Below are 13,848 nucleotides of genomic sequence, written 5' to 3'. Positions count from 1 at the left end.
GGGTGTCGCGCTCAGAGTTCGACGAGGACCTTGCCGCGGTTGGCGGCCCGGTCGTCGTAGAGGCTGCCGTAGGCGGCGGGAATGCGGTCGAAGCCGTGGTGCAGGGTGTGGTCGCAGACGACCTCGCCGCGCCGGACCCGGCCGCCCAGCTCGGTGTGGAGGTCCTGCCAGTTCTGGTCGGTGAACCATTCCAGGGAGAAGATGCCGCGGACGGTGGCGCGCGGGAACATCAGGTAGGGCAGGAGCCGGGGGCCGGTGTCCTCGTTCCCGACCTGGGTCGCCCACTGCCAGCACACCGCCACCTGGCTGCCGATGTTGAGCATGCGGAACACCGCGTCGGTGACGGTGCCGCCGAGGTTGTCGAAGTACCGGTCGACGCCGTCGGGGGCGGCGCGGGCGAGCGCCTCACGGACGGTGTCCTCGCCGTCCCCGTGGCGGTAGACGACCACCGCGTCGAATCCGAGCCCGGTGAGGTAGTCCGCCTTCTCCGGGGACGAGGTGGTGCCGATCACGCGGGCGCCGGCGAGCGCGGCGAGCTGGCCGACGAGGGCGCCGACCGCGCCGGAGGCCCCGCTGATGACGAGGGTCTCGCCGGGGCTGATCGTCATGTACTTGGACAGGGTCCCCCAGGCGGTCATGCCGGGTCCGCCCATCACGCTGAGGGCGGTCGGCAGCGGCAGGGCGTCGTCGTACCACCGGGGGTCGAGCCTGCGGTACGCCGGGAAGACCATGGGGAACGTGCCGGTCTGCCAGAGTTCGGCCGCGCCGGTGCCGATCACATGGGTGCGCCAGCCGCCGAAGCCCTGGACGAGGTCGCCCGCGCGGTGGGCGGCGCGCGGCCCCGCCTCCACCACCTCCATGATCGAGTCGGCGCCCATGTGGCCGCCGATCGGGGTGTCGAGGGCGATGCCCTGGAGGTAGGGGTCGACGGAGACGTACAGGGTGCGCAACAGCATCTCGTCGGGGGCGAGGGTCACGTCGACGTTCTCGACGACCTTCTCGTAGACGCGGTCCACGTCGGGTACGCCCTCGACGTGTTCGCGGACCACCCACTTCGCGATCTTCATGGCTTCCTCTCCGTCGGTGCGGCGGGGCGGACGGGCACGGGGATGACCCGGTGGGTCGGTGGTGGTGCGGTGAGGTCGAGCGAGGCGGTGAAGGGCCGGCCGTCGTCGCGGCAGACGAACTGCATGACGTGGCGTCCGGCGGCGGCGGCCCGGATGAGTCCGCCGGTGGTGGCCCAGACGCCCGACTGGTAGAAGTCGCGCAGCCCGGGAAGCCCGGGGCCGTGTTTCTTGATCAGCTCTTCCAGGGTCTCGCCGCTCTCGACGAAGGGCTGCCAGCCGAGGACGGTGCCGTCGTAGTTGCCGGTGTAGCGGACCTGGGTGAGGGGGCTGGAGACGTCACGGACGACGATCGCGTCCCGCAGGCCGGGGTGGCGCTGTTCCAGGAAGCCGACGAGCGCTTCGCGGGCCCGCCGCTTCGCCGCGTAGTAGCCGCGGCCGTGCCGTACGGGCAGGGTGTGCAGCTCCGTTCCGCCACGGGTGCGGGTGACCTGTTCGGGGCCCTCGTCCAGGGCGCGCCAGGGGGCGATGTCGCAGAAGTAGGTGGCGTAGACGACGGTGGTGCCGTCCGGGGAGAGTTCGGGGTAGTGGCGGCTGCGGAACTGGACGTTGATGCTGGGGTGGCGGATGCCGGTCAGTTCGGCGGCCGTGGCCTCGTCGAGGAGGTAGGTCGTGCAGGGGTCGCCCTCGGGGAAGGGGCGGGAGAGGCCGAGGAAAAGGGTGAAGTAGCCGGGGAAGACCATGCCGGGTTCGTGGATGGTCTCGGTGTAGAGCTTGCGGTAGTCCTCGCCGAGGTATCTGCCCTCCAGGAACTTCATGGTGGTGGTGTAGCCGTCACAGGCCGATACGACGATGTCGGCGCGGAGTTCCCTGCCGTCGCTGAGCCGGACACCGACGGCCCGGTCGTCCTCGACGATCACCGTCTCGACCTTGGTGTTGTACGAGATCTCGCCGCCGAGCCGGCGGTAGCGGGCCTCGATCGACTCGGCGAGCCCGAGCGAGCCGCCCTCGGGGACGCCGGCGGAGAGGTTGGCGTGCGAGGCGAGCTGGAAGTGGAACGGGAGGACGGGGAAGGCCGGGTGCTTCTCGTACAGGATGAAGTTGAAGGCCTCCTGGAGGAGGGGGTCCTTGAACTTCTTGGAGAAGTCGGTCATCAGGACGGTGATCGTGGTGCGGACCGCGTTGAAGTACGGCAGGAACGAGGCGAGCATCCGCCAGCGCTCCCGCCGGCCCATCAGCCCGACGGGCTTGAGGAAGGGGTAGACCGCCAAGGCCTTGCGGAAGCTGCGGAGTTGGGCGCAGAACCTCCGTACGAGGCGGGCGTCGGCGGGCGAGAGGGCGATGAGGTGGGCTTCGAGGCGGTCCGGGTCGGAGTAGAAGTGGACGGCCCGGCCGTCCGTGCCGCGCACGATGTTGAAGACGTCGAAGTGGCGGATCTCCTTGCCCTGGAGTGCGCCGAGCTCCAGCCAGATCTGGTGCATCTCGTTGCCGGGGCCGCTGCCGAGGAGCCAGCTGACGCAGGCGTCCAGGGTGAAGCCGCCGCGCTCCCAGGCGGTGCAGCAGCCGCCGGGGATCTCGTGCATCTCCAGGATGTGGGTGCGGTAGCCGTTCATCCGGGCGTAGCAGCCGGTGGAGAGGCCGCCGAGCCCGGCCCCGATGATGATCATCGTCTCCCGGGGCCGGCGCGCGCTGCTCCGCTCGCCGCTCATGAGCTCTCGCTCTCGCGTGCGGACCACCGGTCGAGCTGGGGCAGGTGCCCCAGCTTCCCGGGGTGCCAGGGTTCGTCGCCCTCGCTCTCCCAGGCCCGGAACTCCAGGCCGAGTTCACGGCAGAGGTACTGGACGGCGAAGCGGCCGGTGGAGGCGGCGCGGATCAGGCCGCCCATGCCGACCCACTGCCCGGCCATGGAGAAGCCGCTCAGTCCGGGCAGCCGCATCCGGTCCTTGCCGACCAGGCGCGCCGCGACGTCGTCGGCGTCCGAGAACGCCTTCCAGGCCAGGATGGAGCCGCCCAGGTTGCCGGTGTAGCGGTGGGTCGTGGCGGGCGTGGCGACCTCGACGATGTCGATGCGCTCCGCGATGCCGGGGCTGCGGCGCTCCAGGAAGTCCCGTACGAAGTCGGCGACTTCGCGTTTGCGCCGGCGGTACTCCTTGCGGTCCCTGGTGCGCAGGTCCTTCCAGTGGGCGTAGTCGCTGAAGTAGGTGCAGTGCAGGACGGAGCGGCCCGGCGGTGCGAAGCCGCCGGAGTAGCGGGAGCGGGCCTGGACGACGAGGCTGTCCTGCAGGGCGCCGGGGAGATGGGCCGCGTCGTCCGGGCCGAGGAGGTGCGTGGTGCTGTGCGCCTCGTCGGGGTCCAGGTCGCCGCGCAGGCCGACGAAGGCGGAGACGACGGCCGGGAAGAGGGTGCCGGGGCGGTGCAGGAGGTCGGTGTAGAGCCGGTCGATCCGGGGGCCGGTGTACCGGCCGCCGAGGAGTCCGTAGACGGTGGTGTGGCCGTCGCAGGCGGAGACCACGTGTTCGGCGAAGTAGCGCTTCCCGCTGCGGAGTTCGATGCCGATCGCCCGGTCGTCCTCGACCAGGATCCGCTCGGTGCGGGCCCGGTAGGTGACCGTGCCGCCCAGGCTCCGGTAGCGCTCCTCGATCGAGCGGGCGAGGCCGAGCGAACCGCCCTGCGGGAAGCCGGCGTTGCCGTGGTGGGCGGCCGCCATGTTGAAGAGGTACGGCAGCAGCGGGAAGCCCTCCGGGTCCTGGAAGAAGATGTTGCGGAACGCCGTGCGCAGCAGCGGGTCCTGGAAGCGGTCGGCGAAGACGTGCATCGGGGTGGCGGCGGTCCGCCAGAACAGCCGGAAGGCGGGGAGCACCGTGCGCAGGGTCCGTGCCCGTTCCCGTACGGTGCGCAGCGCGGGCGCGGTCAGGAACGGGTACAGCTCGATGTCGATGAAGCGCCGCAGGTCCCGGGTGAAGGCCCGGATCAGCGGGGCGTCGGCGGGTGAGATCTCCAGCAGGTGGGCCTCCAGGCGGTCGGGGTCGTTGTAGAACGTCACCGACCGGCCGTTCTCGTCCTCGACCTTGTTGAACAGGTCGAAGTTGGTGACGGTCTTGCCGTCGAGCGCGCCGAGTTCGCTCCACACCCGGTGGGCGTCGTTGCCCGGGGCGGTGCCGATGAGCCACTCGATGCAGTAGTCGAAGAGGTAGCCGTCGCGCGACCAGGCGGTGCAGCAGCCGCCGGGCAGCACGTGCTTCTCGAAGATCCGGGTCCTGGCGCCGCTCATCTGCGCGTAGCAGCCGGTGGAGAGGCCGGCCACGCCCGCGCCGACGACGATGACGCGGGGCGGGGTGCCCGGGGTGCGCTCCCGGCTGGTCCAGTCGGTGGGGTCGTCATCCGCCATGGGCCGGGTCTCCCGTCAGGACGGAGCGCACCAGCTCGGCGTTGCGGGGCAGGTGTTTGGCGTCGAGCATGTCGGCGTGGACGCCGGAGCCGCGCAGGACGGCGGTGGCACCGGTGGAGCTGCCGTGCCAGGTGCCGTGCTCGCCCGCGGCGTAGAGGGCGGCCTTCTCCTCGTCGGTGATCACGCTGACGGTCGCGGCGACCGTGCCGGTGTTGGGGGTGCGGCCGCAGAAGGCGAGGTATTCGGCGGCGTGGGCGAGGGTTTCGCGGGTGACGGCCTCGGATCCGGTGTGTTTGCGCAGGTGGTCGGCGAGTTCGGCCTCGAAGACGGCGATCCCGGAGGCGTCCGGTTCGTAGGCGGTGAGGATGCGGCGGGAGTCGAGGATGACGACGTGCGCGACGCGCCGGCCGCGTCGCTCCAGCTCCTTGGCCGTCTCGAAGGCGAGGTTGCCGCCGAGGGAGTAGCCGAGGAGCCGGTAGGGGCCGTCGGGCCGTGCGGCCTCGATCAGGTCGGCGTACCGGGCGACCTTGTCGTCGCCGGGGAGGTAGTTGAAGCCGATGAGCGTGTGGTCGGGGAGGTGGGCGGCCAGGCCCCGGTAGACGAGCCCGTGTCCGCCGGCGGGCGGGAAGCAGAAGAGGGCGGGGTGCTGTCCGGCGTTGAAGGTGAGGCTGGGCAGTTCGTCGGCGCTGGTGCCGTGCAGGACGTCCTCGACGGTGGCGGCCATGCCGTGCAGGGTGGTGACCTGGTAGAGCCTGCTGACGGGGACGCCGACGCCGAACTCGGTGCGCAGCTGGTGGAGGAGTTCGATGAGCTTGATCGAGCTGCCGCCGAGTTCGAAGAAGTCGTCCTCCAGGCCGATCTGTTCACGGCCCAGGAGGGTCTTCCAGTGCCGGGCGACGCTGATCTCGTACAGGGTCACGGGCTCCTCGTACGGCCGGTCGCCGGTCTCGGCCCGGGGTGCGGGCAGGGCGGCGGTGTCGACCTTGCCGTTGGCGGTCAGCGGCAGGGCGGGCAGTTCGACGAAGTGCGACGGGATCATGTACGAGGGCAGCGAGCGGGCCAGGTGGCGGCGCAGGGCCCGGCCGTCCAGGGTGGCACCGGGCGCGGGGACGCAGTAGGCGCAGAGCGCCGCCTCTCCGCCGGTGTCGGCGCGTACGGTGACGACGGCCCGGGCGAGCGGCGGCCACTGGGCGAGGTGGGCCTCGATCTCGCCGATCTCGATGCGGTGGCCGCGCAGTTTGACCTGTCCGTCGGTGCGGCCGAGCAGATGGACCCGGCCGTGCGCGTCCCAGCGGGCGATGTCGCCGGTGCGGTAGAGCCGCTCGGGCCGGGCGTCGCCGTCGGCGGACCTGCTGAGCGTACGGGTGACGAAGCGTGCCTCGGTCTGCTCGGGGTCTCCGGCGTAGCCGAGGGCGACGCCGTCGCCGCCGATCCAGAGTTCGCCGGGCACGCCGGGCGGTACGGGTTCGCCGTGGGCGTCGAGGACATGGAGGGTGCTGTTGGGGAGGGGACGGCCGATGGGGACCATCGCGCCGGGTTCCAGGTCGTCGACGGGGCCTTCGAAGGACGCGCTGTCGATGGTGGCCTCGGTGAGGCCGTAGGAGTTGACGAGGCGGGTGCCGGGTCCGCACAGCTCGGCGAGCCGGCGGTACTCCCCCACGCTCCAGGCGTCCGAGCCGACCACCAGCAGCTTCAGGAAGTCCAGCCGGAGCCCTTCGCGGGTGCAGTGGTCCATCAGGCCGCGGACGACGGCGGGCACGAACTCGGCGCAGTCGACCCGTTCCTGACGCATGGTGCGGTAGAGCCGAGTGGTGTCGAAGAGGAGGTCGCGGTCGGCCAGGACGAGGGTGCCGCCCGAGCACAGGGCGCGCACCAGGTCGCCGGTGAACACGTCGAAGGACGGTTCGGCCATCTGGAGGTGCACCCGGACGTCCGTCTCCAGCCGGTACTCCTGGCGCCATGCGGCGTGGGCGGAGGCGAGGTTGCGGTGGCTGACGCGGACGGCCTTGGGGCGGCCGGTGGAGCCGGAGGTGGTGATGATGTACGCGGGCGATTCCGGGCCGGCTTCGTCGGACGGTCCGTCCGGGTGCGGCGCGGTGCGGGCGAGCGCGCCGAGCGTGAGCGTCGGGACGGCCAGGGCGCCGGTCTGCTCCGGCCCGGCGTCGTCCGCGACGAGGACGAGCGCCGCGCCGGTGGCCGTCACGAGGTGGGCGAGCCGGTCGGCGGGCTGGTCGGGCCGGAGCGGCAGGTAGGCGGCGCCGGCCTTGAACACGGCGAGCAGGGCGACGATCAGCTCGGGCGACTTGTCCAGGCACAGGACGACCACCGAGCCCTGGCCGATGCCGAGGGTCCGCAGCCGGGCGGCGCTGTCGGCGGCCCGCCGCTCCAGTTCCGCGTAGGTCAGCCGGTGCGCTCCGCCGTGCGGGGAGGGTGTGGTGACGGCGACGGCCGCGGGGTGTTCGGCGGCGACGCGGGCGATCAGCGTCTGGACCGCCGCGAACGGCTCCTCACGGGATCCGGCTGTCGGAAGGGCGGGGCGGCTCCACTCCCCGACGAGCCGTTCCCGCTCCTGGTCGCCGAGCATCTCCAGCCGGGAGGCGGGCTGTTCACCGGGGGCGTGGGTCATCCGGTCGAGGAGGCGGGTGTAGTGGGCGGCCATGCGGCGCATGGTCTCCGGGAGGAAGAGGTCGGTGTTGTACTTGAACACGCAGTGGAACCGACCCTCGGCCTCGTCCTCGTAGGCGGACAGCGTTATGTCGAACTGCCCCTCCTCCTCCGGTAGTTCGATGTACTCAAGGCGGTAGCCGTACTGCTCGGTGGCCACCTTGTGGGTGAGGAGGATGAACATCGCCTGGAAGACTGCGGAGCGGCTGGGGTCGTGCTGGAGGCCCAGTTCCTCGACGAGGAGGACGAAGGGGTACTCCTGGTTGTCGAGGCCGCCGAGGACGGTCCGGCGGACCTGTTGCAGCAGTTCGGCGACGGTCGGGTCGTCGGACAGATCGGCGTGCAGCGGCAGCGGGTTGACGAAGTAGCCGTAGACGGAGGCGAAGTCCTGCCGGGTGCGGCCGGTCACCGGGCTGCCGACGACGATGTGGTCCTGCCCGGAGTAGCGGTGCAGCAGGAGGTAGTAGGCGCTCAGCAGCACCATGAACGGGGTGACGCCGTGGGCGCGGGCCAGCGCGTGGACGCGGGCGCTGAGGGCGTCGTCGAGGACGAAGAACTCGGAGGCCCCGTTGTGGGTCTGGACCGCCGGGCGCGGTTTGTCGACGGGCAGGTCCAGCAGCGGGACCTCGGCCGGCAGATGGGCGCGCCAGTGGTCGAGCATGCCCGCGGCCTCGGGTCCGGCGAGGAAGGCGTTCTGCTGGTTGAGGAAGTCGAGGTAGCGGGCCTCGACCGGGGGGAGCTGCGGTTCCTGGTTGCGGCGCAACGCCTCGTACACCGCGAGGAGTTCCTCGATGAAGGTGAAGGTGGAGATGGCGTCGGAGACGATGTGGTGGACGGCCTTCATGATGATCCAGCGGTCCGGGCCCCGCTTGAAGAGGCGGAAGCGGACCAGCGGGTCGTGGGCGAGGTCGTAGGGCTTGCGGTACTCCTGGACGATCGTCGCGTGGATGGAGTCCCAGTCCTCGCCCTGGACGTCGAAGAGGCCGAGGTCGGTGGCGGCGTCCTCGGAGACCCGCTGCACGGCCTGCCCGTCCACCAGGAGGAAGTTGGTGCGCAGCGCGGGGTGGCGGGCGATGAGGCGGCGGACGGCCTCGAACATCAGGTCCGGTTCGAGGGCGACGTTCACCTCGACGGCCCCGCCGATGTTGTACGCGTAGCCGTCGGGGTTGAGGTGCTTGAGGAACCAGAGCGCCTTCTGGTTCTGGGTCAGCGGGTACTGCCGCTCGTCGCGGTGGAGTTCGACCGCGCCCGCCGCTCCGTCCGGGGTGTCGGCCGCGGCGAGGGCGCTGAGGCCGTCGTGGAGCTGGGCGGCGAGTTCCCCGGCGGGGGTGCCGCTGAGCAGGGCGACCACGGGCAGGGCGACGCCCAGTTCGGCGTGGATCCGGGCCCGTAGCTCCATGGCGAGGAGCGAGTCGAGCCCGAGCTCGCCGAGTCCGGTGGTGGGGTCGATGCGGTCCGTGCCGGTGCGCAGCACGGTGGCCGAGAGCGCGGCGAACCGCTCGGCGACCAGGGCGCGGCGGGTCTCCTCGTCGGCGGCGCGGAAGGTGTCGAGGAATCCGTTGCCGGAGGCGGCGTCGCCCGGTGGGGCGGCGGCTGCCGCGAGGTCGGCGACCAGCGGCGGAGGCGTCGGGTACCAGGCGAGGAAGACGGGCCAGTCGACGACGGTGGCGACGACGAGCTGGGCGTGGTCCTGGCCGATGACGCGTTCCAGGACGGCCATGCCGGTGTCCGGGGAGAGCGAGCTCATGCCCCGGCTGTGCAGGTAGTGCTCGACCAGGCCGAGTTCCTCGATCATGCCGGTGGCCCAGGGGCCCCAGTCCAGGCTGAGGGCGGGCAGGCCCTGGGCGCGGCGGTGGTGGGCGAGGGCGTCCAGGAAGGCGTTCCCGGCGGCGTAGTTGGTCTGGCCGGCCGTGGTCAGGAGGGAGGCGATCGAGGCGAAGAGCACGAAGTGTTCGAGCGGTTCGTCCCGCAGGTGCCGGTGCAGGAGGTGGGCGCCGACGGTCTTGGGGTCGTGGACGGCGTCGAAGGCGGCCCGGTCCAGATCGGCGACGAGCGTGTCGCGGACCTGCCCGGCCAGGTGGAACACCCCGCGTACGAGTGGGGCTCCGCTCTGCCGGTGGGCGTCGAGCCAGCCGGTCAGGGCGTCCTCGTCGGTGATGTCGAGGGTCGCGAGGACGGGTTGCGCACCGAGCGCCTCCAGCTCGCGGAGCAGGGCCACGGCCCGGCCCTCGGCGGTGGCCGGATCGGTGCCGGCCCACTTCTCCCGGGCCGGCACCGGGGTGCGCCCGACCAGGACGATCCGGCGGGCTCCGCGGCGTACGAGGGTGCGGCACAGGAGCCGGCCGAGCGCGCCGAACGCACCGGTGACCAGATAGCTTCCGTCGGCCCGCAGGCGCGGCGGCAGCGGCCGGGTCAGGTGCTCGGCGGGGCGGAGGCGGCTGGTGCGGCGGCCGCCGTCGCGCAGGGCGATCTCCTCCTCGTCGTCGCTGAGCACCTCGGCGAGGAGCGCTTCGGCCTCGGCCCGGTCGCCGTCGGGGCCCGGCCGGCGCCGGGGGTCGAGGTCGATGAGCTTGCCGGGGTGGTCGATGAGCTCCTGGTGGCGCAGCACCCGGCCGATGCCCCAGGCGGGCGCCCCGAGGGGTTCGGGCCCTTCGCCGGGCAGGGCGGGCTGGGCGCCCCGGGTGACGATGTGCAGCCGGCCTCCGCCGCCCCGGGCCAGGAGCAGCCGGGCGAGGGCGATCAGCCCGTACGCGCCCGCGCCGGTGTGGTCGCGGAGGGCGGCCCGGTCGCAGTCGGCGAGGGCGGGCGCGTCGAGGTTCCACAGGTGCAGGACGGCCCCTCGGAACGGCCCGCCGGCGCGGTCCAGGTCGGCGAGGAGCCGGCGCAGATCGGCGTCGGACGCGGGGTCGACGGTGAAGGTGACGCCGTCGCCGAAGGGGGTGTAGGCCGCGCCCCGGCGCACCAGACGGCACCGTTCGCCGCGGGCCGCGGCGAGGGCGGCGAAGGCGTCCGCGACGCCTCCGTTGTCGGCGAGGACCAGCCAGTCGTGGTCGCGGGCGGTGTCCTCGGCGGGCAGCGGCGGGGCCTCGGTCCAGGCGGGTTCGGCGAGCCAGGAGTCGATCGTGGTCCGGGCGACGGCTGTGGCCGCCTTCTCGACGTCGGCGGCGCGGAAGCCGTGGACGCGGCCGAGCGGGGTGCCGTCGTCGGCGTACAGGGCGATGTTCCCGAGGGTGGTGTCCGCGTCGCCGGGGAGCAGGGTGGCGTGGGCCCAGAACGGCTGGTCGCCGATGGGTTCGAGGGCGACCTCGTCGACGGAGAGCGGCAGCCTGATCCCGGTGCCCGGTGCGGGTCCTTCGGGGGTCGGCGGGATCAGCGGGGTCAGGAGGGTCTGGAAGCAGGCGTCGAGGAGGACGGGGTGGAGGTGATGGCCCGCGGCGTCGTCGCCGATGGCCTCGGGCGGGCGGATCCGGGCGAGGACCTCACCGGCGCCGATCCAGACCTCCTCGACGGCCTGGAAGGCGGGGCCGTAGTGGTAGCCGAGGGTGGCCAGGGCGGTGTAGCAGTCGGGGCCTTCGAGGTGGCGGAGGGAGCGGGCCCGGATCGCGGGGGCGTCGAGCGGCGGGGCGGTGCGGCGGCGCTGCCCGGTGCGGACGATGCCGCTCGCGTGCACGGCCCGTTCCCCGTCGTCCCCGGTCGGGGAGGCGATGGTGAAGGCGGCGTTCTCCAGCGAGAGCGACACCTCCACGGTGCGGTCCTCGCCGTCGGGCAGGAAGAGCGCCTTGCGCAGATCGATGTCGGCGAGGACGGCGGTGGTGCCACCGGTGAGCCGCAGAACGGCCTGGGCGGCCATTTCCAGGTAGCCGGCGGCGGGGAAGACCACGGTGTCCTGGATGCGGTGGTCGGCGAGGTAGGGCAGGTCCTCGGTGTCCAGGCGGGCCTGCCAGGTGGGTTCCGTACGGTCGGTGCGGCGGCCGAGGAGGGGGTGGTCGCGGTGGCCCAGGCGGACCTGGGCCACCGGGCGGGGTTCGGTCCAGTGGCGGTCGCGCCGGAAGGGGTGGCGGGGCAGGGTGACCGGCCGGCCGGTCGGCTGGAGTACGTCCCAGTCGACGGTGACGCCCAGGGTGTGGAGCGAGCCGAGGGAGGCGGCGAAGCGCTCGCTCTCGTTCTCCCGGCGGCGGATCGAGGGCAGGGTGAGCCCGGTCGTGCCGCCCGCTTCCAGGCATTCGCGGATCGCGTGGCCGAGGACCGGGTGCGGGCCGATCTCCAGGAACAGCTGGTGGCCGTCGGCGGCGATCCGGTCGACCGCGGAGCGGAAGCGGACCCGGTCGCGGACGTTCTTCCACCAGTAGGCGGCGTCCAGTTCCTCGCCCCGGGCGGTTCCCTCGACGCCGGTGAGATACAGCGGAACCCGGGCCGGTCGCGGCTCCAACGGGGCGAGTTCCGCCAGTAGTTCGTCCTTGATCCGTTCCATGCCGACGCTGTGGTACGGCACTTCGACGGTGAGGAACTTCGCGAACTGCTGCTCGGCCCGCAGCTCCTCCGCCAGCAGGGTCAGCGCCGCCTCGTCCCCGGCCAGGGTGATGGCGGTGGGGCTGTTGACGGCGGCGACGGAGACCCGGTCGCGGTAGGGGCGCACCCGGCGTTCCGCCTCGTCCTCCGACAGGCTGACGGCGAGCATGGCGCCGGTGCCGGCCAGGGTCTGCTGGAGGCGGCTGCGGTGGACGACGATCCGGGCCGCGTCCCGCAGGGAGTAGACGCCCGCTGCGTGGAAGGCGGCGATCTCGCCGGTGCTGTGGCCGACCACGGCGTCGGGGCGCACCCCGTGCGACCGCCACAGGGCGGCCAGGGCGACCTGTACGGCGAAGTTGGCCGGCTGGGCGAGCCAGGTCTCGCTCATCCGGGAGACGGACTCGTCGGCGGTCAGCTCCTCGATCAGCGACCAGTCGGCGAACTCCCGCAGCGCCCGGTCGCACGCCTCGACGGCCTCGCGGAACACCGGTTCCTCCGCGAGGAGTTGGCGGCCCATGCCCCACCACTGGGGGCCCATGCCGGTGAAGACCCACACCAGCCGCCGGTCGGCGGATTCCCGGGCGCGGCCGTGGACGACGCGGGGGTGGGGCTCGCCGCGCCCGTGGGCGGCGAGGGCCTCGTCGAGGGAGGCGCGCGTGGAGTAGACGACGGAGAGCCGCTCGGGGAGATGCTGGCGGCGGTGGGCGAGGGTGTGTCCGAGGTCGTCGAGGGCCACGGCCGGGCCGTTGTCGCCTGCGAGTTCGCCCCGGATGCCCGCAGCCAGTTCCACCAGGGCGTCCGGGTTGCGGGCGCTGAGCGGCAGGATGCTCCAGGGGCGTCCGGCGGGCGGGGCGGCACCGGTCTTCGGCGGGGGCGGCGGGGCCTCCTCCAGGACGACATGGGCGTTGGTGCCGCCGAACCCGAAGGAGTTGACCCCGGCGCGGGCGGGCCCTTCGTGGGCGGGCCAGGCGGTGGGGCGGGTGGGGATCTCGTACGGCAGGGTCGCCGGGTCGATGGCGGGGTTGAGGTTCTCCAGGTTGATGTGGGGCGGGACGGTCCGGTGCTGGATGCTCAGGACGGTCTTGATCAGCCCGGCGATCCCGGCGGCGGATTCGGTGTGGCCGATGTTCGTCTTGACCGAGCCTACGTAGGCACGGGCGCCCGGGGCCCGTCCGATGGCCAGCGCGCGGGCCAGGGCGTTCGCCTCGATCGGGTCGCCGACCGGGGTCGAGGTGCCGTGCGCCTCCATGTACTGGAGGTCTCCGGGGGTGATGCCCGCCTCGGCGCAGACCCGGCGGATGAGGTCGACCTGGGCGTCGGCGTTGGGCACGGTGATGCCGTTGGTGTGGCCGTCCTGATTGACGCCGCTGCCGGCGATCACCGCGTGGATCCGGTCCCCGTCCCGTACGGCGTCGTCCAGGCGTTTCAGCGCGACCAGGCCGACGCCTTCGGCCCGTACGTAACCGTCGGCGGCGGCGTCGAACGTACGGGAGCGGCCCTCGGGCGAGAGGAATCCGCCCTTCGTCTCGGCGACGGTGTACTGCGGGGCCATGTGCAGCAGGGTGCCGCCGGCCAGTGCGAGGTCGCTCTCGCCGTTGTTCAGCGCCTGGCAGGCCAGGTGGACGGCGACCAGGGAGGAGCTGCACGCGGTGTCGATGGACAGGCTGGGGCCGCGGAAGTCGAAGCAGTACGAGATGCGGTTCGACACCATCGTCATCATGGTGCCGGTCGCGGTGTGGGCGGCCAGCGAGGTGAAGCCCAGGTCGGCGAATTGCAGGATCTTGTAGTCCAGGGTGAACGCGCCGACGTAGACGGCGACGTTGCCTCCGGCGAGGTCGGCGGGCCGCTGGCCACCGTCCTCCAGGGCCTCCCAGGCCACTTCGAGGAGCTTGCGCTGCTGCGGGTCCATGTGGTCGGCCTCGCGCGGGCTGATGCCGAAGAACGCGGGGTCGAACTCGTCGAAGCCGTCGATGTATCCGCCGCGGCCGCCAACGAGGCGCCCGGGTTTGTCGCGGAACCGGCTGCCGAGCGTACGGACGTCGTACCGGTCGGGCGGGGTGGGCGTGATGCAGTCCTTGCCCGCCATCAGATTGCGCCAGTACGTGCGGTGGTCCGAGGCGCCGCCGGGCAGGCGGCAGCCCATCCCGATGATCGCCACCTTGTTCCGTAACGCCCGGTTGTTCGCGTCGGCCATTCGAACTCCTCAAGTCGTGGTGGAGCGTC

At 72.5% G+C, this 13,848-nt stretch carries 4 protein-coding genes; all 4 read right to left on the bottom strand.

Annotated elements, in window-relative coordinates:
- Positions 1 to 11: 11 nt before the first annotated feature.
- From KV381_RS33085 to KV381_RS33070, 4 genes are read right to left on the bottom strand one after another with little or no spacing between them, the layout of a single operon-like run.
- Positions 12 to 1,067, bottom strand: a complete 1,056-nt coding sequence (locus tag KV381_RS33085; protein ID WP_030076635.1) for an NADP-dependent oxidoreductase — start codon at positions 1,065 to 1,067, stop codon at positions 12 to 14.
- Positions 1,064 to 2,773, bottom strand: a complete 1,710-nt coding sequence (locus KV381_RS33080) for an NAD(P)/FAD-dependent oxidoreductase (protein ID WP_218786957.1) — start codon at positions 2,771 to 2,773, stop codon at positions 1,064 to 1,066. Before KV381_RS33080 ends, KV381_RS33085 begins: the two co-directional genes overlap by 4 nt.
- A complete protein-coding gene (locus KV381_RS33075; protein WP_218786956.1) occupies positions 2,770 to 4,452 on the bottom strand; it encodes an NAD(P)/FAD-dependent oxidoreductase in 1,683 nt (560 codons plus the stop codon). The genes KV381_RS33080 and KV381_RS33075 overlap by 4 nt, the downstream gene beginning before the upstream one ends.
- Positions 4,442 to 13,819 carry a non-ribosomal peptide synthetase/type I polyketide synthase gene (locus KV381_RS33070; protein ID WP_218786955.1) on the bottom strand — a complete coding sequence of 3,126 codons (9,378 nt, stop codon included), beginning with the start codon at positions 13,817 to 13,819 and terminating at the stop codon, positions 4,442 to 4,444. Before KV381_RS33070 ends, KV381_RS33075 begins: the two co-directional genes overlap by 11 nt.
- Between the last annotated feature and the right edge of the window lie 29 nt (positions 13,820 to 13,848).

The sequence above is a fragment of the Streptomyces sp. WY228 genome (genome assembly GCF_019287315.1).
In the GTDB taxonomy this organism is placed as follows: Bacteria; Actinomycetota; Actinomycetes; order Streptomycetales; family Streptomycetaceae; genus Streptomyces; species Streptomyces caviscabies.
The sequence above is the reverse complement of the archived record's forward strand: the minus strand, read 5'-3'. Positions and strand labels throughout refer to the sequence as shown.

Excerpts from the sequence above, each read along its gene's own strand:
- KV381_RS33085 (WP_030076635.1), bottom strand. The coding sequence starts at position 1,067 with ATGAAGATCGCGAAGTGGGTGGTCCGCGAACACGTCGAGGGCGTACCC.
- KV381_RS33080 (WP_218786957.1), bottom strand. The coding sequence starts at position 2,773 with ATGAGCGGCGAGCGGAGCAGCGCGCGCCGGCCCCGGGAGACGATGATC.
- KV381_RS33075 (WP_218786956.1), bottom strand. The coding sequence starts at position 4,452 with ATGGCGGATGACGACCCCACCGACTGGACCAGCCGGGAGCGCACCCCG.
- KV381_RS33070 (WP_218786955.1), bottom strand. The coding sequence starts at position 13,819 with ATGGCCGACGCGAACAACCGGGCGTTACGGAACAAGGTGGCGATCATC.